General features: G+C 69.7%; 18 protein-coding genes. 12 read left to right on the top strand and 6 right to left on the bottom strand.

Annotated features, from left to right (window positions below; translation table 11 throughout):
• Entirely contained in the window at positions 1-315 is a 315-nt protein-coding gene (locus AB0J91_RS23885) for a hypothetical protein (protein ID WP_363872692.1), read from the bottom strand.
• A gap of 679 nt (positions 316-994) precedes the next feature.
• Here AB0J91_RS23885 and AB0J91_RS23890 point away from each other — a divergent pair.
• The 4 genes from AB0J91_RS23890 to AB0J91_RS23905 are packed head-to-tail and all read left to right on the top strand — an operon-like array spanning position 995 to position 4187.
• Positions 995-2140: an ATP-binding protein gene (locus AB0J91_RS23890; protein ID WP_363872694.1), complete on the top strand. Its 1146-nt coding sequence runs from the start codon at positions 995-997 to the stop codon at positions 2138-2140.
• Positions 2137-2544, top strand: a complete 408-nt coding sequence (locus tag AB0J91_RS23895; protein ID WP_363785417.1) for a roadblock/LC7 domain-containing protein — start codon at positions 2137-2139, stop codon at positions 2542-2544. The genes AB0J91_RS23890 and AB0J91_RS23895 overlap by 4 nt, the downstream gene beginning before the upstream one ends.
• Positions 2541-2891, top strand: coding sequence for a DUF742 domain-containing protein (locus tag AB0J91_RS23900; protein WP_363785415.1), 351 nt, complete (start codon positions 2541-2543; stop codon positions 2889-2891). The genes AB0J91_RS23895 and AB0J91_RS23900 overlap by 4 nt, the downstream gene beginning before the upstream one ends.
• 15 nt (positions 2892-2906) lie before the next feature.
• A complete protein-coding gene (locus AB0J91_RS23905; protein ID WP_363872697.1) occupies positions 2907-4187 on the top strand; it encodes a cytochrome P450 in 1281 nt (426 codons plus the stop codon).
• Here the strand turns inward: AB0J91_RS23905 and AB0J91_RS23910 are convergent, their stop codons facing one another.
• From AB0J91_RS23910 to leuS, 3 genes are all read right to left on the bottom strand, one after another.
• Positions 4188-5195, bottom strand: coding sequence for a hypothetical protein (locus AB0J91_RS23910; RefSeq protein WP_363872699.1), 1008 nt, complete (start codon positions 5193-5195; stop codon positions 4188-4190).
• A 166-nt stretch (positions 5196-5361) separates the two neighbouring features.
• Positions 5362-7305, bottom strand: a complete 1944-nt coding sequence (locus AB0J91_RS23915; protein ID WP_363872702.1) for an acyl-CoA dehydrogenase — start codon at positions 7303-7305, stop codon at positions 5362-5364.
• Between the two features lie 256 nt (positions 7306-7561).
• A complete protein-coding gene (gene leuS, locus AB0J91_RS23920) occupies positions 7562-10465 on the bottom strand; it encodes a leucine--tRNA ligase (protein ID WP_363872705.1) in 2904 nt (967 codons plus the stop codon).
• Positions 10466-10755: 290 nt separating this feature from the next.
• Here leuS and AB0J91_RS23925 point away from each other — a divergent pair, with 290 nt between their 5' ends.
• The gene (locus AB0J91_RS23925; protein ID WP_363872708.1) at positions 10756-11157 is read left to right on the top strand and encodes an SdpI family protein; all 402 of its coding nucleotides are present in this window, start codon (positions 10756-10758) and stop codon (positions 11155-11157) included.
• Between the two features lie 124 nt (positions 11158-11281).
• Here the strand turns inward: AB0J91_RS23925 and AB0J91_RS23930 are convergent, their stop codons facing one another.
• Both AB0J91_RS23930 and AB0J91_RS23935 read right to left on the bottom strand, forming a co-directional pair.
• Complete coding sequence (locus AB0J91_RS23930; protein ID WP_363785399.1) at positions 11282-11854, bottom strand: YqgE/AlgH family protein; 573 nt, start codon at positions 11852-11854, stop codon at positions 11282-11284.
• 151 nt (positions 11855-12005) lie between these two features.
• A complete protein-coding gene (locus AB0J91_RS23935; RefSeq protein WP_363872711.1) occupies positions 12006-13490 on the bottom strand; it encodes a CCA tRNA nucleotidyltransferase in 1485 nt (494 codons plus the stop codon).
• 124 nt (positions 13491-13614) lie between these two features.
• Here AB0J91_RS23935 and AB0J91_RS23940 point away from each other — a divergent pair, with 124 nt between their 5' ends.
• The 7 genes from AB0J91_RS23940 to AB0J91_RS23970 form a co-directional block, all read left to right on the top strand.
• Positions 13615-14187, top strand: coding sequence for an NUDIX hydrolase (locus AB0J91_RS23940; RefSeq protein WP_363785394.1), 573 nt, complete (start codon positions 13615-13617; stop codon positions 14185-14187).
• Positions 14184-16397 (top strand): DUF6049 family protein, encoded by a 2214-nt coding sequence (locus AB0J91_RS23945; protein WP_363872714.1) that lies wholly within the window; start codon positions 14184-14186, stop codon positions 16395-16397. Before AB0J91_RS23940 ends, AB0J91_RS23945 begins: the two co-directional genes overlap by 4 nt.
• Before the next feature lie 102 nt (positions 16398-16499).
• A complete protein-coding gene (murJ, locus tag AB0J91_RS23950) occupies positions 16500-18308 on the top strand; it encodes a murein biosynthesis integral membrane protein MurJ (RefSeq protein ID WP_363872717.1) in 1809 nt (602 codons plus the stop codon).
• A gap of 84 nt (positions 18309-18392) precedes the next feature.
• Positions 18393-19952 carry a protein kinase family protein gene (locus AB0J91_RS23955; RefSeq protein ID WP_363872720.1) on the top strand — a complete coding sequence of 520 codons (1560 nt, stop codon included), beginning with the start codon at positions 18393-18395 and terminating at the stop codon, positions 19950-19952.
• A gap of 129 nt (positions 19953-20081) precedes the next feature.
• Complete coding sequence (sigM, locus tag AB0J91_RS23960) at positions 20082-20687, top strand: RNA polymerase sigma factor SigM (protein WP_363872724.1); 606 nt, start codon at positions 20082-20084, stop codon at positions 20685-20687.
• Positions 20684-21508, top strand: a complete 825-nt coding sequence (locus AB0J91_RS23965; protein WP_363872727.1) for a hypothetical protein — start codon at positions 20684-20686, stop codon at positions 21506-21508. Before sigM ends, AB0J91_RS23965 begins: the two co-directional genes overlap by 4 nt.
• A gap of 167 nt (positions 21509-21675) precedes the next feature.
• On the top strand, positions 21676-21776 hold a 101-nt coding region (locus tag AB0J91_RS23970), incomplete at its 3' end, for an FAD-binding protein (protein WP_363872736.1).

Raw genomic sequence — 21776 nt, forward strand, 5'->3', positions numbered from 1 at the left:
TCAGTGTGGTCGGAGCGCCGCCGGGTCCAGGTAGACCTCCACCCTGGGGTGAATGAGCTCAACCACGTCGTCGACCCGGCTGCGGTGCGCTCCGACGTAGGGCGGTGGCTCCAGCCTTTCCCGCACGCGCGCGGGCCCGACGGGCTTCGGTTCGAGGCTCATGAGGCGGAAAAGCTCTGCGATCTCGTGGAAATGAGGCGATCGCGGCTTCAACGACTCGCGCAGCGCCCACACCGTCAGCGCACCCGGTCCGGAACCCGCGTGCTGACCGTGACCCCCGCGCAGCGGGAAGGTCAGCAGGAAAACCGCTGTCACGAAGAGTGATCCCGCCACGACGAGCCACCCGGAAGACAGCTCCAGAAGATTGAATCCATGAAACATGTTGCCATACCTCCACTTTCATCAGTCCGATGTGGAGAGACTAGCGACCCGCCCGCGGAGCCCGGAAGGGGATCCCGCCAGATCTCGCGGGCGGGGGAGGCACCGGGGCGAAGGCCAGAAACGCCCGAAGATCAGGGGGGAGAGAAGAGACGCTCGCTGATCATTTTCGGGGATTGAGTCGATCAGAAACGGGGCATTGTAACTACTGGACTGGGCGATTACTCGAGGTTCATCAGATCGGGGAATCCAGTACTCGAGGGGTTGTGATTCCGGCGGTCAATTCGGTTGCTCCGGTTCGCGAATTTCCGTCGTTCGGCGGAGTGCCAGGCGGTCACCACCGCGTTGTCACTGAGCGCGTCTGAATGACGGTCAGACGGGCACCGCGAATCACGCGGGTGTCGCAATGGCACGCTACACAGGTCACATATTCGCTGGTCATACCACGTGATCCGTCACGATCAGTGTTTGTTTGCGCGGTGAATCACTTTCGATTGCCGCACCGCCACCGTGGTAACTTCGACGATCCCAGCGCTTTCGAATTCATTCACGCACGCTAACGACGGAGCACTCCCAAGTGGACGTGGCATTGTGGGTTGCCCTCGCGGCAATCGTAGTGATTCTGCTGGCCTTCCTGGTTTCCCTGCAGCGCCTCAAGTTCCAGAGCCGGCTGCGCGACGAAGAAGCGCACCACTTGGTCACGCGGCGACTTCCAGCGCTGATGGACGCCGAGCGGGGCCTGCCCATCGACGTGCCCGGACCACTGCGGCCCAACCTCGCCGACACCCCCTTCCACCAGGAGATGCAAACCGTCATCGGCCAGTTCGCCGGCTTCGCCGACGAGACCAGGCAGCGCGCCGATCGCGCCGCCAAGGCCACCATGATCTCCACCATGCGCGGCGTGCAGAGCCTCGCCAACGAGCAGCAGCTCGCCATCACCGAGATGCAGCACGAGCACGACGACCCCGCCGTGCTCGCCGGCCTGATGAAGATCGACCACGCGAACTCGCAGCTCGTGCGGCGTGCCCAGGCCACCGCCGTGCTGTGCGGGACCTGGCCCGGCCAGCAGCGATCCGCCGCGCCCGTGCTCGACGTCGTGCGCGGGGCGACCTCGCGGATCCGCGACTACCTGCGGATCGAGGCGCACTCCGAGAGCGAGCTCTCGGTGTCCAGCCGGGCCGTGGAACCCGTCGTGCTCGCGCTCGCCGAACTGCTGGACAACGCGGCGCGCTACTCGCAGCCCGCCACGCAGGTCCAGGTGCACTTCCAGCCCGCCCACAACGGGCTGTCCATCGTCGTCGACGACGCCGGGGTCGGCATGAACCCCGAAGCCCGCGAACGCGCGAAAGCGCTGCTCACCGGACGGGAAGTCGTCGACATCAACAAGCTGGGCGACCCGCCGCAGATCGGGTTCGCGCTCGCCGGCGTGCTCGCCGCGCGCTACGGGTTCAAGGTCTTCGTGGAGGCCGCCTCGCCCTACGGGGGCATGCGCGCGGTGCTGTTCCTGCCCAACGAACTGCTCACCAAGGCCGAAACACCGGCGCCCGCACCGGCGATGAACGAACCGGCCGCTGATCAGCACACCAGCACGGGCCTGCCCAAGCGGCAGCGCCGCAGCCACGCCGTGCCCGCGCAGTCCGCCGAGCACGGGTCCTGGGGAACGGGCAAGCCATCGGTGATGGGCGCGTGGCAGCGCGGCAGCCTCACCGGTCGCGGGTCCGAGGACGAACCGGACGACGAAAAGGGAACCTCCGCATCATGAACAGCAACCGACAACACGACCTGGGGTGGATGCTCGACGAGGCACTGCGGATCCCGGAGGCCAGGCACGCCGTCCTGCTGTCCTCCGACGGCCTGCTGATGGCCCACTCCGCCGACATCACCTCCGACGACGCCGAGCGGCACGCCGCCGCCATGTCCGGCCTGCAATCGCTGGCACGGGCCAACTCCGCGTTCTGCGGCTCGACCGAGAAGTCCTGGCGGCAGACCATCACCGAGTACGACCACGGCTACGTGTTCCTCGTCGCCGCAGGTCCGCGCGCCTACGTCGCCGCATCCGCGGGACACGGCGTGGACGTGGAGACCATGACCCACCGGTTGATGGAACTCGTCCAACGGCTCGGGAAGGAGCTCAGCGCCGGTCAACGCGTCGGTGAGTTCGCGTGAAGCGCGGCGAGCGCGCGTTGGTCCGGCCGCACGTCGTCACCCGCGGCCGGGCACGACCGTCGCGCAACACCTTCGAGATGGACACCCAGGTCTACGCGGTGCGCGAAGCCCCGCCCGGCACGGCAGGTCCCGAGATGCGGCGCGTGCTCCACCTCTGCAGCGACGGGGCGATGTCCGTCGCCGAAATCGCCGGACACCTCAAGTTGCCGATGAGCGTCACGAAAGTGCTGCTCGGCGACCTGCTGGACAGCGGCCACATCGTCACCCGCAGCGCCCGGCACGACCTGGAAGCACCGGACGTCGGGCTGCTGCAGAACGTCCTGGACGGGCTTCGGGCCAGCTTGTAGAGAGCAGGAGACTTCGTGACCGACGATCGAACCCGGCTGCACGGACCGGAATTCGCCGCCGACCCGCAGACCGTCTACCGGCGGCTGCGCCGGGCGGGTCCGACGGCTCCGGTGGAGATCGCGCCCGACGTGCCCGCCACGCTGGTGCTCGGCTACGCCGAAGCACTTCAGGTGCTGCGCGATGCCGCGAACTTCCCGAAGGACCCGCGCACCTGGCAGCGCACCGTCGCGCAGGGCTGCCCCGTGCTGCCGCTGATGACCTACCGGCCGAACTGCATGTTCACCGACGGCGCCACCCACGCCCGGCTGCGCGGCGCCGTGACCGACGCGCTCGCGCGGGTCGACACCCGGGAACTGCGCACCCACCTGGAGGAGACCGGCGATGCGCTCATCGACCGGTTCGCCCCCGACGGCGAGGCCGACCTGGTCGAGCAGTACGCGCGGGTGCTGCCGCTGCTGATGGTCACCCGCATCTGCGGGGCGCCACCGGTGATCTCGGAGAAGATCGTCTCCGGCGCGCTGGCGCTGTTCGACGGCGTCGACGGAGGGCGGGGGATCGGCACGGCCGTCGCCGAGCTCGTCGCCGCGAAGCGGAACCGACCGGGACCCGACGTCGTGTCGTGGCTGCTGGCGCACCAGGCCGGGCTGACCGATGACGAAGCCGTGCACCAGATCGCGCTGCTGTGCAGCGCCGGGAGCGAGCCGCTGCAGAACCTCATCGCCAACACCCTGCGGCTGCTGCTGGTCGACGAGCGGTTCGCCGGCGACCTCTCCGGTGGCAGCCTGCCGGTGGCCGACGCGCTCGACGAGGTGCTGTGGTCCGATCCGCCGATCGCCAACTTCGGCACGGTCTTCCCGCCCCGGGAGGTGCAGGTCGGCGGCAACCCGGTGCCCGCCGACCAACCCCTCCTGATCAGCTTCGCCGGGGCCAACACCGATCCCGCCGTCGACTCAGGCGGCCGCGTGGGAAATCGGGCGCACGTCGCCTTCGGCGCGGGCAGGCACGCGTGCCCGTCACCCGCGCAGCGCATCGCGCGGATGACGGGCACCGCGGCCGTCGAACGCGTCCTGGACCGGTTACCGGACCTCGAACCCGCGGTGCCCTCGGAGGCGTTGGAGTGGAAGTCCGGCCCGTTCCACCGGTCCTTGGCCTCGCTGCCGGTGCGGTTCCCGCCGCCGCCCAGGCAGATCCGGCCCTGGCTCGGCTCACCCGCGCCCGTCGTCCGACGCGAACCCGACACCTACCGGCCCGGCGGGCGGTGGGCCGCGTTCAGCAGGTGGCTGCGCGGCGGTTGATCACAGACCCGCGACCGGCGCCTTGTGCAGCTCGTCGATGACGTTGCGGGCGTCCGGGTACTGGTAGGAACCGGATTCGTAGAGCACGTAGGCGTTTCCGCCCAGGTCGTCGATGCCCTCGGACATGCTCGGCGAGCGGAAGCAGCGCGTCGACGGGATGTCGATGTCGGTGGCACCCTTGTCGATCACGTACAGGTTGCTGCGCACGTCGCGGGAGAGCGAGGTGCTGTAGACGAACTTGTCGCCGGTGACCATCAGGCCCTGCGTGCCCTTCGGGATCTCGAAGGACTTGCCGGTGGTCAGCCCGCCGTCGGCGGCGACGCTGTAGGCGTACATCTTCTCGCGGCCGTCGCGGCTGTACTTGCCCGCGTAGAGCGTGTTCCCGTCGCCGGACAGGAACGACGCGCCGTAGACCTCGCGGGCCTGGCCGGTCTGCTTGACGTAGGGGCTGCCCTCGGCCTTCAGCGCGTCGGCGAGCTCGCTGAGCTTGTACTTGCGGATGGTGTAGTGGCCCTCGGCGTTGTTCCTGCCGGTCACGAACGCCCAGCCCCGGGCGATCGCGATGCCGCTGGCGTGGGTTTCGGCGATCTCGACGTCACCGACGGTCTTGCCGGAGGAGGGGTCGACGCCGTAGATCTTGGCGTTCGAGCCGTCCTTGCCGTAGGCGCTGACCAGCAGCAGGCCGTTGCCCGCGCCGTCCCAGTCGTTCCACGCGGCGAGGCCCTGCGGGGTGTGGTCGGGCAGTCCTGGGATCTTCGGGCCCGCGCTGAACTTCTCGTCGTAGGTGTAGCCCGCCGACGGCCCGCTGTAGAAGGAGGCGTCCTGGCCGCTGGAGTCGTCATCGCAGGCGATCGCCGCGGGCCCGGCGGCAGCGCCGGCCCCTGCCACCGCGGCCGGGATCGCGGCGGCTCCAGCGTCCCCGCCCGCGGCCGCACCGGTGGCCGGAACCCCCACCAGCAACGCACCGCACGCAGCGGCCACGACGCTCTTCCGAACCAGCACCCTCATCGCTCTCTCCCTCAGTGGCGATCAACACGAACACCACCTCAGACGCACCCGAGTCGATTCGGTTCCCTCCGCTTCCGACAACTCCAGTCCCGAAATTCGAATTTCGCGCGAAGTTCGAGCCCCGAAGTTCGGACTCGAATTTCGCGCGAAATTCGAAAAAGCCTGGTCACGGGAGGGGATTGGCCTTGTCGTGGGCTCGTTGGGCTTCCTGGCGGGAGGATTCGGCGCCGGTGGCGATGGGCGCGGTGAGCCACTGGCGCGGCGTGCCGAAGGCGTCGACGAGGTCGACGGCGTGCGGCCGGAGTTCACCGCAGAGCTCGTTGACGGCCTGGGTGACGGACTTCGCGCGGCGCGGGCTGATCCGCTCGTGCTCCAGGAACCACGCCTTGTCCTCCTCGATGGTGGACAGCGCGTAGAGGTCGCAGAGCTTGTCGAGGATCTCGGCGTTGCGCGGGTCCTGGCAGCGGTCGACGGCGGCGACGAACGCCTCCAGCACCAGCCGGTCGATGTGCACCCGGGCCGCGCGCAGCACGTGGTCCTGGGCGTTGTTGAACACCTCGAAGGCGTTGTCCTTGTTGGCCTTCCGCAACCGGCGACCCAGGCCGTCGAGGACGTGCGCCTCGCGGTCGTCGAAGAGCTTGAGCTGCCAGCCGCGGTCGAGGATGTCGTCCTTGTTCGAGGCGTCGATGATGCGCTGCACGATGGAGTGCGCGGCGGAGCGCTCGATGACCGCGCCGACGAACTGGTCCGCGACGAACTTCGCCAGGCCCAGCGTGCCGATCCCGTCGAACTGGTCCTTGTAGTCGGTCAGCAGCCCCTTCGCGACCAGCTGGAGCAGGACCGAGTTGTCGCCCTCGAACGTGGTGAACACGTCGGTGTCGGCCTTGAGCCCCGCCAGCTGGTTCTCGGTGAGGTAGCCGGCTCCGCCGCACGCCTCGCGGCAGGTCTGGATGGTGTGGGTGGCGTGCCAGGTGGTGATGGCCTTCAGCCCGGCGGCGCGGGATTCCAGCTCGCGCTGGGCCCGCTCGTCGTCACCCCGCCCGACCTCGTCGAGGGCTTGCACCAGTTCCTCCTGCGCGAAGTGCAGGGCGTAGGACTTCGCCAGTGCCGGGAGGAGTTTGCGCTGGTGCGCCAGGTAGTCGAGGACCACGACCTCCTCGCCGGTGCCCGGCCGGTCGAACTGGCGGCGCGCGTCGGCGTAGCGCAGCGCGATCTCCAGCGCCAGCTTCGCCGCGGCGCCCGAGGTGCCGGCCACCGAGATCCGGCCGCGGATCAGGGTGCCGAGCATGGTGAAGAACCGCTTGCCCTGGCTGTCGATCGGACTGCTGTAGGTGCCGTCCTCGGCGACGTCGCCGTAGCGGTTGAGCAGGTTCTCGCGCGGCACCCGCACCTGGTCGAAGTAGATGCGGCCGTTGTCGACGCCGTTGAGACCGGCCTTGCGCCCGCAGTCCTCGATCCGCACGCCCTCGCAGGTGTTCCCGCTCCCGTCGCGGATCGGCACCAGCAGCGCGTGCACGCCGTGGCTCTCTCCCGCGGTGATGAGCTGGGCGAACACCACGGCCATGCGCCCGTCGCGCGCGGCGTTGCCGATGTACTCCTTGCGCGCCGCCTCGTGCGGGGTGTGGACGACGAACTCGCGGGTCGCCGGATCGTAGGTGGCGGTGGTGCGCAGGCTCTGCACGTCGGAGCCGTGGCCGGTCTCGGTCATCGCGAAGCAGCCCGGCAGTTCGGCGCTCATGATGTCGCGCAGGTAGCGCTCGTGGTGGTGCTCGGTTCCCAGCGCCACGACCGCACCGCCGAACAGGCCCCACTGCACGCCGGACTTGACCATCAGCGACAGGTTCCCGCACAGCATTTCCAGCGAGACCACCGAACCGCCCTGGTCACCGCTGCCGCCCTGGGCGACGGGGAAGCCGAGCTCGGGGACGCCGGACTTGGCCAGCAGGCGCAGCTGCTCCAGGGTCCGCGCCCGATGGCTCTCGGTGTCGAGGTCGTCGGCGTTGCCGAGCTCGTTCTCGCCGAGCGAGTCGCGGACCTTCTCGCGCACGGACGCCCACCGGCCGTCCAGCAGACTGCGGAGCTCACCTGCGTCGAATGCGGCGTTGGTCATCGCGGCCTCCACTAGCTCGTCCCGTGTGCCGCCCACCGTAGTTACCGACGGGTAACCCTGCTATGCGACGTAACTCACCACGCAGCGTAGTGCCGCACCCGCCACTCCCACCCCGGACACGACGAAGGGGCGCCCCCAAAGGGGACGCCCCTCCACACCACGCTCACACCACCCGGCCCGACCCGGACAACCCGGAATACCGCGATGATCAGGTCCCCGATCACCGCCGCATTCCGGGTTACGAGGTGGGATGAGGTCAGGCGACGATGTTGACCAGGCGGTTCGGGACGACGATGACCTTGCGGGGGTCCTTGCCGTCGAGGGCCGCCGCGATCTTGTCGTCGGCCAGGGCCGCGGCCTTGACCGCGTCCTGGTCGGCCGAGGCCGGGACCTGGATGCGGGAGCGCACCTTGCCGTTGACCTGGATCGGGTACTCGATCGAGTCCTCGACCAGGTACTGCTCGTCAGCGGCCGGGAACGGCCCGTGCGCCAGGCTCTCGGTGCGGCCCAAACGGGTCCACAGCTCCTCGGCCAGGTGCGGAGTCAGCGGCGCCACCATCAGCACCAGCGGCTCCACCACCGAACGCGGCGTGCCCGCAGCCGACGCGTAGGTCTTGGTGATCCGGTTGTTGAACTCGATCAGCTTCGCCACGGCCGTGTTGAACCGCAGCTCGGCGAAGTCCTCCCGGACGCCCGCGATCGTCTTGTGCAGGGCGCGCAGCATCTCGGTGTCCGGCTCCTCGTCGGTCACCCGCAGCTCGCCGGTGCTCTCGTCGACGACGTTGCGCCACAGCCGCTGCAGGAACCGGTGCGAGCCGACGACGTCCTTGGTCGCCCACGGCCGCGAGGCCTCCAACGGGCCCATCGACATCTCGTACAGCCGCAACGTGTCCGCGCCGTAGGCGTCGGCCATCTCGTCCGGGGAGACCGAGTTCTTCAGGCTCTTGCCCATCTTCCCGTACTCTCGGCGGACCTCCTGGCCCTGGAAGTAGAACTTCCCTTCCGACTCCTCGACCTCTTCGGCCGGGACGTAGACGCCGCGCGGGTCGGTGAAGGCGTAGGCCTGGATGTAGCCCTGGTTGTACAGCCGCCGGTACGGCTCCTCCGAGGACAGGTGGCCCAGGTCGAACAGCACCTTGTGCCAGAAGCGGGAGTACAGCAGGTGCAGCACCGCGTGCTCCACACCGCCGACGTACAGGTCCACGCCGCCCGGGTCGTTGCCGCCGTGCGCCTGCGCGTTCTTGCCCATCCAGTACTGCTCGTTGGCCGGGTCGACGAAGCGCTCGGAGTTGTCCGGGTCGATGTAGCGCAGCTGGTACCAGCAGGAACCCGCCCACTGCGGCATGACGTTGGTGTCGCGCTCGTAGTGCTTGAGCCCGTCGCCCAAGTCCAGCTCGACGTGGCGCCACGCCTCGGCCTTGGCCAGCGGCGGCTCCGGGCGCGAGTCGGCGTCCTCCGGGTCGAAGGTGCGCGGCGAGTAGTCCTCGACCTCGGGCAGCTCGACCGGCAGCTGGTCCTCCGGCAGCGCGCGCGGCACGCCGTCGGAGCCGTAGACGATCGGGAACGGCTCGCCCCAGTAGCGCTGGCGGGCGAACAGCCAGTCGCGCAGCTTGTACTGGACGGTGCCGCGGCCGTGGCCGTGCTCCTCCAGCCAGGCGGTCACGGTCTTCTTGGCGTCGGCGATGTCCAGGCCGTTGAGGCTCAGGCCGGTGGTGTCCGACGCGGAGTTGATAGCCGGCCCGTCGCCGGTGTAGGCCTCGCCGTCGAATCCGTCGGCCGGCTGCACGGTGCGGATGATCGGCAGTCCCAGGACCGTGGCGAAGTCCCAGTCGCGCTGGTCCTGGCCCGGGACCGCCATGATCGCGCCCGTGCCGTAGCCCATCAGCACGTAGTCGGCGATGAAGATCGGGATGCGGGTGCCGTTGACCGGGTTGGTGGCGAAGGCGCCGGTGAAGACACCGGTCTTCTCCTTGTTCTCCTGCCGGTCCAGGTCCGACTTCATCGACGCGGCACGCCGGTAGGCGGCCACGGCGTCCGCCGGGGTGGCCGCGCCTCCGGTCCAGCGGTCATCGGTGGCGTCCGGCCAGGAAGCCGCGGTCAGCTCGTCGACCAGCGGGTGTTCCGGCGCCAGCACCATGTAGGTCGCGCCGAAGAGGGTGTCCGGACGGGTCGTGAAGACCTCGACGGAACGACCGGACTCGCCGACCGGGAACACCACGTTGGCGCCCTGCGAGCGGCCGATCCAGTTCCGCTGCATCGTCTTGACCTTGTCCGGCCAGTCCAGCCGGTCCAGGTCGTCGACCAGGCGGTCCGCGTAGGCGGTGATCCGCATCATCCACTGCTTCAGGTTGCGGCGGAACACCGGGAAGTTGCCGCGCTCGGTCAGCCCGTCCGCGGTCACCTCCTCGTTGGCCACCACGGTGCCCAGACCCGGCGCCCAGTTGACCGGCGCCTCGGACAGGTAGGCGAGCCGGTGCGAGTCGACGACCTCGCGGCGCTCGTCGTCGGACAGCTCCGCCCACGGGCGGCCGTCCGGGGTGGAGCGCTCACCGGCGGCGAACTCGGCCTCCAGCTCGCTGATCGGGCGGGCGCGGCCCTTGCCGCCGTCGGCGTCGGCGTCGTACCAGGCGTTGAAGATCTGCAGGAAGATCCACTGCGTCCAGCGGTAGAACTCGATGTCGGTCGTCGCGATGCGACGGCGCTCGTCGTGGCCCAGGCCCAATCGGCGGATCTGGCCCAGGTAGCGCTCGATGTTCTGCTCGGTCGTGGTCCGCGGGTGCGTGCCCGTCTGCACCGCGTACTGCTCGGCGGGCAGGCCGAACGCGTCGAAGCCCATCGTGTGCAGCACGTTGCGGCCCAGCATGCGGTGGTAGCGGGCGTAGACGTCGGTGCCGATGAAGCCCAGCGGGTGGCCGACGTGCAGACCGGAACCGGACGGGTACGGGAACATGTCCTGGACGAACAGCTTGTCCGCGGGCACCTCGCCGTCGGCGAGCGAGCCCGCCGGGTTCGGCGCGTGGAACGTGCCGCGCTCGGTCCACTCCCGCTGCCAGCGCTGCTCGATCTCGGTCGCGGTGCCCGCTGTGTAGCGGAACGGCGGCACCTCTTCTGAAGAAGAGGCCGGCCCCGCTGTGTTGACCTCTTCTGGCTGGCCAGTCATGTTCTGCGTCCTTCCCTGCTCCGCCGGAACGCGCGCGTTCGTGCGCTCTAGTGTGCCGCCCCCGGAAAACGGAAAACCCCCCAGGCCCTGATCGGGCATGAGGGGTCGCCGCGCCGAACCGGTCCTATCGACTCAACGCGGCCTCGCAAGAAGCAGCCTCGCGTGCATGCTTCCAGGGTAGCGGACCAGGCAAAACGGTTTCCGCTCAGCCGTGCGGCGGACGTGTGGGGCAGGGCACCTCAAGCCGATGTCCGGCGGATCGGCCGCGAGCGGAGGTTTAGGCTGCTGGGGTGCTCGCTGTTCAGGTGATCCTTTGCGCGGTTCTGATCCTCGGCGGAGCGGCCCTGCTGCTGCTCGGGTTCCGGGGCCTTCGGGGTTCGCTGCCCCTCAACACCTACGTCGGCGTGCGGACTCCCGCCGCGATGCGCAGCGAGGAGGCGTTCGAGCTCGCCAACCGCGCCGCCGGTCCGGCGATGCTGGCCGCCGGTGCGATCGCCGCGCTGGCCGGGGCCTCGATGCCCGCGCTGGCGAGCGGCTTCAGCGTCGCGATGGTCGCGGTGCTCGGGCTGGTCGGCGCGTTCGTGCTGATGACCCTCGGCGGGGTCGTGGGCAACCGCGCGGCGGAAACCGTGCCCGCCCCCGCTCCGGCCGGTGGCTGCGGCGGTTGCGCGGGCGGCTGCTGCGGCGGCTGACCAGCACTTCCGCACTTGTCCCCAAGTTATCCACAGCTGTTTATCCACAGGCTGTGGAGAACCAGCGCGCCGGAGCCGCTGTTCCAGGTGGGGACTCAGCTCGCACCGCCGAGCGAAGCGACCACTAGTTCAGCTTCACGTCGCCGGGGTGCGTGGCCAGGAACGCCAGGGGCGGCCCCTGCCTGCGCAGCACCCTCGACCACAGCTCGGTGTCGGGGTCGGCGATGACGTCGTCCGGCAGCGCGGGAACGATCAGCCAGTCGCCCCTGTCGATCTCCCCGGCCAGCTGGCCGGCGTCCCAGCCCGCGTAGCCGGCGAAGAAGCGCAGCCCGCGAGCCTTGGGCGCGAGCTCCTCCGGATCCCCGTCCAGGTCGACCATGCCCACCGGGCCTCGCACTCCCACCACGCCGTCGATCGCCGTGAGGTCCTCGCCCGTTCGCAGCGTGGCCAGGCAGATGGCCGTGCGCTGCTCGACGGGCCCGCCCACGAACAGCGACTGGGGGAGCGTGGCGTGGTCGCCCCACTTCGGGAGCACGTCGTGCACCGCGACCTCGCTCGGCCGGTTCAGCACGACGCCGAGGGTGCCCTCCGCGCGGTGGTGGATGACGTAGACGACGGTTCGCCGGAAGTTCTTGTCCATCAGCTGCGGAGCAGCGACCAGCAGCGTCCCCGGCTCCACCTCAGCGTCCGATCCCACCTCCGCATGATCTCACCGGATGGGCGGAGGTGACCCCGTCCTCGCGCAACAAGATGGGCGGAAAACGGGAAATCGATACGAACGAATGATGAACATCGAGCATTTCCACTCAATAGTCATCGTTCGATATTAATACCGATCCGCTGGAAGCTCACTGACCTGGGGTTTCGATTCCCTGCTCCCGTGCCCAACGATGGAGTTCCTCGATCGCCTCCTCGCGGGACATGGGTCCGCGATCCAGCCGGAGCTCCTTGAGGTGCTTCCACGCCTTGCCCACGACCGGTCCCGGCTCGACCCCGAGCAGACCCATGATCTCGTTGCCGTCGAGGTCCGGGCGCACCTTCGCCAGGTCCTCCTCGGCGGCGATCCGATCGATCCGCTCCTCGAGATCGTCGTAGGCGCGCTGCAGGGCGTTGGCCTTGCGCTTGTTGCGGGTCGTGCAATCGGCGCGCACCAGCTTGTGCAGCCGGGGCAGCAGTGGGCCCGCGTCGTTGACGTAGCGGCGCACCGCCGAGTCGGTCCACTGCCCGTCGCTGTAGCCGTGGAACCGCAGGTGCAGGAACACCAGATCGGCGACCTGGTTGATGACGTCCTTGGGGTAGCGCAGCGCGCGCATCCGCTTGCGGGTCATCTTCGCGCCGACCACCTCGTGGTGGTGGAAGCTCACCCCGCCGCCCGACTCGAACCGCCTCGTCGCCGGCTTGCCGATGTCGTGCAGCAGCGCGGCCAGCCGCAGCACCAGGTCGGGTTCGGCGTCCGGGTCGGCCGCCTTCTCCAGGTCGATGGCCTGGTCGAGGACGGTCAGCGAGTGGCTGTAGACGTCCTTGTGCTGGTGGTGCTCGTCGATCTCCAGCTTCATCGCCGGCACCTCGGGCAGCACGTGATCGGCCAGGCCGGACGACACCAGCAGCTCCACGCCTCGCCTCGGGAACTCGCCGCACAGCAGCTTCGAGAGCTCCACCTGCACCCGCTCGGGGGTGATCCGGGCGATCTCGGCGGACATCTCGGTCATCGCCGTCACCACCCGGTCGCTCGGGGTGAAGCCGAGCTGGGCGACGAAACGGGCGGCGCGCAGCATCCGCAGCGGGTCGTCGGCGAAGGAGTCCTCCGGCGCGGCCGGGGTGTCGAGCCGCTTGTCCACCAGGTCGGTCATGCCGCCGTGCAGGTCGACGAAGGCGCGCTCGGGCAGTTGGATGGCCATCGCGTTGACGGTGAAGTCGCGGCGCACCAGGTCGCCCTCGATGGTGTCGCCGAAGGCCACCTCGGGATTGCGGCCGACGCGGTCGTAGCTGTCGGCGCGGAAGGTCGTGATCTCCACCGTGGTGCCGTGCCGGAAGGCGCCGAGCGTGCCGAACTGGATCCCGGTGTCCCAGATCGTCTCCGCCCACCCGGCCAGCAGCTCGCGGACCCGCTCGGGCCGAGCGTCGGTGGTGAAGTCCAGATCCGTGCCCAGGCGCCCCAGCAGCGCGTCCCGCACGCTGCCGCCGACCAGGTACAGCCGGTGACCGGCTGCGGCGAACCGCTTGCCGAGCTCCTCGGCGACCGGTGCGACCTTGATCAGCTCGACGACCGCGTTGCGCTGGGCGTCCCGTTCCAAGGACGTCGGGCCGGAACCGATGGGCTGCTCGTTAGACACGATTAACCAGGGTATCGGCCACGCGAGGCCACCCACGACGCACGCCCGTAAGTGCGCCGAGGTTCCACCGCCCGCGCCGCTGAGCAAGACGACCACGCGATCCTGGAGCAACTACCATCAGGGCATGCCCCCGTCGCCCGGCCGCTCCGGCGGTTCCCAGCCGGGGCGTCGAAACCGGCGCCGACGGCGTCGGCTGCGGACTGTCGACGAGACCTCGGCGGGCGGGCTGGTGGTCGACGGCGTCCACGGGCTGGCTGCGATCATCGGGAGGCTTGATCGCAGGGGGCGACTTTTGTGGTCGCTGCCGAAGGGGCACATCGAGCCTGGTGAGACGCCGGAGCAGACCGCGGTGCGGGAAGTCGCTGAGGAGACCGGCATCATCGGCCGTGTTGTGACCGCGATCGGCACCATCGATTACTGGTTCGTCGCGGGAAATCGACGAATCCACAAGACCGTGCACCACTTCCTGATGGATGCGGTGGGCGGAGAGCTGTCCGACGAGGACGTGGAGGTCACCGAGGTGGCATGGGTGCCGCTCGGTGAGCTGGACGAGGTGTTGGCCTACGCCGACGAACGCCGGCTGGTGCGCCGGGCCCTGAGCCTGCGCGACGACGGCGATCGCGGCGGTGTGGGTCTCGCTGGAGGCGAGCGCCTCGGGGCACGACCGACGAGAGGGAGCGGGACGGAGCAGGCGTGAGGTTTCTGCTGGCCGCGCTGTGCGCGCTGCTGATGGTCGCGATGCTGCCGGTCACTCCGGCGACCGCGCAGGGCGGCAGTTCAGCCGACTTCGAAGTGACCAAGGTCACGCCCTCCGTGGTGGGTGGGGGTTCGCCGGGCGAGGTCGTCGTCAGCGGCAGGCTGACCAACCGCAGCGGACACGCCTTGAACGGCGTCCAGGCCCGCATCGAGCGCGGCATCCCGCCGAACGGCGAACCCGCCGTCCAGCGCGCCATGCGCGAGGGCGTCACCGGCATCACCGAGCCGTCCTTCTCGCCGGTCACCGACCGGCTCGAACCCGGTCAGTCGCTGCCCGTCCAGGTCCGCATCCCGCTGACCGGCTCGAACTCGCTGCAGCTGAGCCAGACCGGCGTCTACCCGCTGGTGGTCAACATCCAGGCCGGGCGCAGCACGGTCGCCGAGTCCGAGTTCCTGCTGCCGGTCACCTCGCTCCCCGGGCAACCGCCGATGCGCCCCGCGCAGGCCACCCCGACGACCCTGGTCGTGCCGATCGTCGACACGCCGCGGCTGGAGCGCGAGGCGCTGCCGGGCGGTCGTGCCGTCCTCGTCGACGACCAGTTGTCCACCTCGCTGGCGCCCGGAGGCCGGCTCTACGACCTCGTGCAGGCCATCAGCGACAGCGCCCCGGCCGGTTCCTCGCTGGGCAACGCGCTGTGCTTCGCCATCGACCCGGACCTGCTGATCACCGCCAAGGCCATGCAGGGCGGCTACCAGGTCCGCCAACCCAACGGAGCCCTCGTCGAGGGCATCGGCCGCTCCGCCGCCGACCTGTGGCTGACCAAGCTGCGGCAGGCCACCACCGGCCGCTGCGTGATCCCGCTGCCCTACGCCGACGCCGACGTGGTCGCGCTGGGACGCGCCGGGCTCGGCGACCTCGTCAACGGCGCGATGGACGGCGCCAAGCTGCTCAGCGCCCCGGACGGCCTCGGCGTTGAACCGCGCGACGTGATGTGGCCGATCGAAGGCGCCCTGACCGAGCGGCCCGTGGGCGACCTGCCGTCGACGATGCTGCTGGACACCCGCGCGGTGAACGTCCCGCCGGGCTCGCTGACCCCGGTCAAGCTGCGCGGCCAGAACCGGACCGCGATCCCGATCGACCCGCTGCTGGCGTCCGCGCTCGACCCCAACCGCGACACCAAGCAGGAGGTCACCGAGCCCTCACCGCCCAGCGGCGGCGCGCTGACCTCGCAGAACGCGCTCGGTGCGCTGGCCTTCCGGGCGACCGACGGATTCGTCCCGAACGCGACCTCTGTTCTGGTGCCGCCCCGCCGCTGGAACATGCGGGCCGACGACCTGCGCGGACTGCTCACCGGCATGTCGAAGCTGGACTCCGACGGGCTGATCCGGCTCACCGCGCTGCCCTCGCCGAACCCGGCGACGCTCGACGAGGCCGAACTGACCTACCCCGTGCAGGCAGGTGGCTCGGAGATCTCGCGCGAGGCGATCGACAAGCTGGCCGCGCAGAACTTCAAGGTCGGCGACCTGGCGCGATCCTCCGAATCGGACCGCGCCCAGACCGTCTCGCCCGGCCGGGTCACCACACCGCTGCGCAACGGCCTGCTGCACGGCGTCTCCAGCGCCTGGCGCGGCAACTCCGGCGCGGCCGAGGACTGGGTCCGCCGGGCGACCTCGCCGATCAACGACATGCTCGGCAAGGTCCGCATCGAGGAGTACCCGGGCACCACCAACCGGCTGTCCTCGGACAGCCCGATCCCGGTCACCGTGGTCAACGACCTGCCGTTCACCGTCGGCATCCGGTTCAAGATCCCCACGGTTCCCGGCGTGGAGGTGCAGCACGACTTCGGCGGCGGCCTGGCCACCGTGCCCGCCAACGGGCGACGCCAGTTCATGCTGGAGGCCTCCGCGCAGCGCGCCGGCCGGTTCATGGTCGACATCAGCGTGACCGCCGATGCGGGCACCCCGCTGGGCACCACCAAGCGGCTGCCGATGGAGTCCACCGAGTACGGCGCGATGATCCCGTGGCTCACGGGCATCGCGGGAGCCGTGCTGGTGCTGATGTCGGTGCGCCGGATCGTGAAGAAGGCCAAGGCCCGCCGGGAGCGCACCGCGGTAGCTCAGAAGTCGGTGGAGGAGGCCGAGACGCAGCCGCTGGCGCACGCGGTGACGTCCACTCCGTCCGCTCCCGAGGGCGACCGCGACCAGGGCTGACGGGGTGGCCGAGAACCGAAGGAAGTTCGCGAACTGCTTCTGAGATCCTGGTGCGAACGTCCCGGTGCTCCCGGGTGGCGCAGGCGGGTAAGGATTGAGGCAGTGAACCGACCAGATCCACGGCGGACGAGCGGGCAGCCGGACGGCCCGACCATGCCGATCCACCGCACCTCCGTGCCTGGCGCGGGCAGCAGGCAGGGCTGGCACGTCGCCGAGACGCAGCCGATCGCCGCGATCCCCGCCGAGCCGGGACCGGACCAGGCGTTCGAGCAGTCAGCCGAGCAGACCCAGGTCATCCGGCCGGTCTCACCCGGCAAGCCCTCGCTGCTCAAGGCCAGCGGTTCGATGGCCATCGCGACGCTGATCAGCCGGATCACCGGTTTCCTGTGGAAGCTGCTGCTGGCCTTCGCGGTCGGCTTCGGCGTCGTCAACGACTCGTTCAACGTCTCCAACACGCTGCCCAACAGCATCTTCGAGCTGCTCATCGGCGGGGTGCTGACCAGCGTCGTCGTTCCGGTCCTGGTGCGCTCGCAGAAGGCCGATGCCGACGGCGGCGAGCGGTTCGTTCAGCAGATGATGACGTTGGCCGTGGTGGTGCTGGGCATCGGCACGCTGATCGCCGTGGTCTGCGCCCCTCTGCTGACCTGGATCTTCGTCACCGAGTCGGACACCTCGAACACCGAGCTGGTCAACGTCCTGGCCTACCTGCTGCTGCCGCAGATCTTCTTCTACGGCCTGTCCGCGCTGGCCGGCGCGATCCTGCAGTCCAAGCAGATCTTCAGCCCACCGGCCTGGGCACCGGTGGTCAACAACCTGGTCGTGATCGTCACGATCGGCGTCTACATGCTGCTGCCGGGCGAGATGTCGGTGAACCCGGTGTCGATGACCGACGCGCACGTGCTGGTGCTGGGCATCGGCGTCACGCTCGGCGTGGTCAGCCAGGCCGCCATCCAGGTCCCCGCGCTGCGCGCCACCGGATTCACCTTCCGCTGGCGCTGGGGCTGGGACTCGCGGCTGTCGGAGTTCGGCGGGCTGGCGCTGTGGATGCTGGCCTACGTCGCGGTCAGCCAGGTCGGCCTGATCGCGCTGAGCCGCGTGGCCTTCACCGGCGACGCGGGCGGCTGGTCGACCTACAACTACGTGTGGATGCTGCTGCAGCTGCCCTACGGCGTCATCGGATTCTCGATCATGACCGCGATCCTGCCGCGCATGTCGGCGGCCGCGGCGGACGAGGACTACGCCAAGGTCATCGACGACCTGTCGCTGGGCAACCGGCTGTCGACGGTGACGCTGATGCCGGTCAGCGCGGTGATGACCGCGCTCGGCGTGCCGCTGGCGCTGTCGCTGTTCGCGCTGCGCGGCGAGACCGGATCGGCCACGACACTCGGTCTGGCGCTGGCGATTTCGGCCTTCGGCGTGCTGCCGTACGCGCTGACGATGATGCAGATGCGGACGTTCAACGCGCTCAACGACGCCCGCACGCCGACGCTGATCATGGTCGTGATGACGGTCGCGAAGGTGCTGCTGGCGGTCCTGGTCGCCGCGATGCTGCCGTCGAACCAGATCGTGTTCGGCCTGACCTTCGTCAACTCCTTCACCTTCATCGTCGGCTGGCTGGTCGGCGAAGCGTGGCTGCGGCACCGGCTCGGCCCGCTCGGCAGCAGCCGATTCCTCGTCACCCTGACCAAATCTCTCGTCGCCTCGGTGGTCGGCGGACTCGCCGCGTGGGGTGTCGCGGTCGGCATCGACGCGCTCGTCCCGGGCTCGGCGGGCGCCGGAACCGGATGGCTCCAGCTGCTGATCGGCAGCGTGGTGGGCTTCGCGGTGATCTTCGGGCTGATGTCGATGCTTCGAGTGGCCGAACTTCAACCCGCGATCGGGCGCCTCACCGGTTTGCTGCGTCGTCGCTGACATTCTCGTCACGTACCCTCGTCTAGGAAGTCTCCTTCCGTGAGGGCAACCCGTAGGCGGACCGGAAGGAGCGGGAGAGGGAAGGTGACCAGCAAACCCACCGAGCGGATCGCGGCGGACAGCGACGAACCGGAAGCCGATTCTTCGGCTGAGCAGCTCACACCGGGTCGGGTCTTGGACCACGGCCGGTATCGGCTGCTCTCCAAGGTCGGCTCGGACGAGCGCTGCAACGCCGAACTGTGGCGTGCCAAGGACGGAGTCCTGGGCCGCGACGTCGCGCTGACGATCCTGATCGGGGATCGCGCCGACGCGCAGGCCGCCACCAACGCGCGACGCACCCTGGAACGCGCGATGCACGCCAGCACCTTCAACCACGTCGGCGTCGCGCGGGTGCTCGACGTCGTCACGCAGTCCGCAGGTGATCCGCCCGGCGTTCTCGGCCTGGTCATCGCCGAGTGGACGCACGGCACGGACCTCCTGGACCTGGTCGCCGAAGGACCGCTGCCTCCCGGAACCGCCGCTCGGCTGATGCAACCGCTGGCCGCGGCGGTCGAATCGGCGCACCACGCCGGTCTGGTCCTGGGCGCCGACCACCCGCAGCGCATCCGGGTCACGCCCGAAGGCGAAGTGCGGATGGCGTTCCCGGGTCCGCTCTCGCACGCCTCCTCCAGCGACGACGTGCGGGGGCTCGGCGCCGCGCTGTACCTGCTGCTGACCGGGCGCTGGGCGCTCGGCGACACGCCCGAGGGCCTGCCGTCGGCTCCGACCGGACCGGACGGAAACCTGGTCGCACCGCGCACTCTTCGCCCGACCGTGCCGATGGAGCTGTCCACCGTCGCGGTTCGCGCGCTGGGCAACCCGGATTCGACCGGCACCACCGGGGGAGTCCGGACCGGTGCCGCCGTGCTGCGGGTGCTGGAGCAGTACGCGACCTACGAGTCGGCGAACACGCTGGCCAACGGCGCGCCACCGGCCGAGTCCAACGAGGTGTGGCGCCGCGACGACCCGAAGCCGGACGAGGCCAAACGCCGCAAGCTGGCGATCAGCGTCGGCGTGCTCGCGGTCGCGACGATCCTGGTGATCGGCTGGATCGCGGTCGGCGTGATCGGCATCTTCACCGAGTCGAACCAGTCCAGCGGCTCCGGCCAGGTGATCGAGGGCAACAACCCCGGAACCGCCACCCAGCAACCGCCCTCGCAGGCGGCGCCGGTGCGGGTCACGGAGGGGACGTCGTTCACCGCCCAGGGCGATCCGGACGCGCCGGCGCGGATCAACAACCTCTTCGACGGCGACCCGGGCACCTACTGGTCGACCTTCGGCTACTTCCAGCAGCTCGGTCCCGGCGGCATCAACACCGCCACCGGTGCCGTGCTGACGCTGGAACGCCCGTCGGTGCTGCAGCAGGTCGTCATCAACTCGCCGAGCGCGGGTTCGAAGGTCGAGATCCGCCAGGTCGACGGCTCGCCGAGCATGGACTCCAAGCTGCTCGGCAGCGGAGTCCTCGCCGCGGGCGACACCCCGATCAAGCTGGAGGCGGTCGCGCCCAGCAGCAAGATCATGGTGGTCCTCACCCAGCTGCCCCAGAAGGGCAGCGAGTTCTCCTCGCAGATCAACGAGGTCACGGTCACCGGCTCGGTGGCCTGACCGACACGACGAAGCGGATGTGATCGCAGTCACGATCACATCCGCTTTTTCGTTGGCTGACCAGGGGAATTCGATTCCATTCCCGCACGGGGACCTGCCCGTGATTCACAGTCAGTATTGTCTTGAGCCGTGTCTGTCCCTGCCCTCTCAGACGCCGATCTCATAGCGGCGCACACCAACGGGGATCCACATGCGTTCTCCGAGCTCTTCCGCCGACATCGGGACCGGCTGTGGGCCGTGGCCCTGCGGACCATGCGCGACCCCGATGAAGCGGCGGACGCGTTACAGGACGCGATGATCTCGGCCTTCCGCAACGCCGCGTCGTTCCGCGCCGAATCGGCCGTCACGACCTGGCTGCACCGGATCGTGGTGAACGCGTGCCTGGACCGGATCCGGCGCCGCCAGGCGCGGCCCACGGTTCCGCTGCCCGAGACCGGTCCCGAACCTGCCGTCCCGCGCGACGCGATCGCCGATCGGGACACCAGCATGGTCGTGCAGGAAGCGCTGTCCCAGCTCCCCGAGGACCAGCGAGCGGCGATCGTGCTGGTCGACGTGGAGGGGTATTCGGTGGCCGAAACCGCGGTGATGCTCGGCATCGCCGACGGCACCGTCAAGAGCCGATGTGCACGCGGCCGAGCAAGACTCGCGAAACTTCTGGGACACCTGCGGAACCCAAGTGCAGATGCGAACGTCCCAGATGACGCGATGGCCATGCGTCGACGGGAGGGACGATGAGTGGGGAGAGCCGGCGCACGGGGGCGCCGCAGGGACCACCTTGGTCCCTGGACCTGCTGGCCGACCTGCACGCAGGAGTGCTGGACGGACCGACCGCCGACGAACTGCGTCGTCAGGTCGAAGCGGACCCGGAGGCCAGGGAGATCATGGCGGCGCTCGACGCCACCACCACCGATCTCGCCGACCTGCCCCCGCTGACCATTCCCGACGACGTCTCGGCGCGCATCGACGCGGCGCTGCAGGACGAGGTCCGGAACTGGACCCGCGAGTCCGCGCCCGCGCAACCCGCGCAGCAGATGCCAACGATGTCGGCGCCCGCCGGGAACGAGGCGCAGGTCGTCGACTTCGCCGCGGCCAAGGCCCGCCGACGCCGCAGGACGACCATCGGTGCCGGGCTGGTCGGCGTCGCCGCGGCGGCAGCCGCCGTGGTCTTCGCCGTGCTGCCCGGAACCGGCGACAACGACAACACCGCCCAGCCACCGGTCCCGACCGCCACCCAGCCGGGTGGGGGCCACAGCGCTCCGCTGGCCCTGGCCGGCGACCAGGTCACCCTCGACGGACAGCAGTTCTCGCAGGTCATGGCCTCGGACCAGTACGTGTCCACACTCGCCGACCCGCAGCAGCTGATCGGCTGCCTGCAGGCCAACGGCGTGCGGGGCGGCAAACCGATGGGCGCTCGCGAGATCACCCTCAACGGCGAACCCGCCCAGCTGCTGATCCTGCCGGGCGGCGGCCTCGGCAAGTTCCGCCTCTTAGCGGTCGGCGCGGACTGCGGCCCGGGCAACCCCTCGACCGTCTCCGACAGCACCTTCGGCGGCTGAACAGCACCGCCCGCAACGCGCCCGGCTCCCGCATCGTGGGAGGCACCGGGCGCGTTGTGCTGTGACGCACCGGTCCCGGGGTTCGGGAACATCGCCGAATAGGATCGCGTTGATGCCAATACGGTCGCGCTCAGCGCGGCGGAGACGCTACGAAGGGAAGGGGCGCGGTGACCAGCGACGTCCGCAACGTGATCATCGTTGGTTCCGGTCCTGCCGGCTACACCGCTGCGGTGTACGCGGCACGGGCAGAGCTGGAGCCGGTGATCTT

The sequence above is a fragment of the Saccharopolyspora sp. NPDC049357 genome, from assembly GCF_040677225.1.
Lineage (GTDB): Bacteria > Actinomycetota > Actinomycetes > Mycobacteriales > Pseudonocardiaceae > Saccharopolyspora.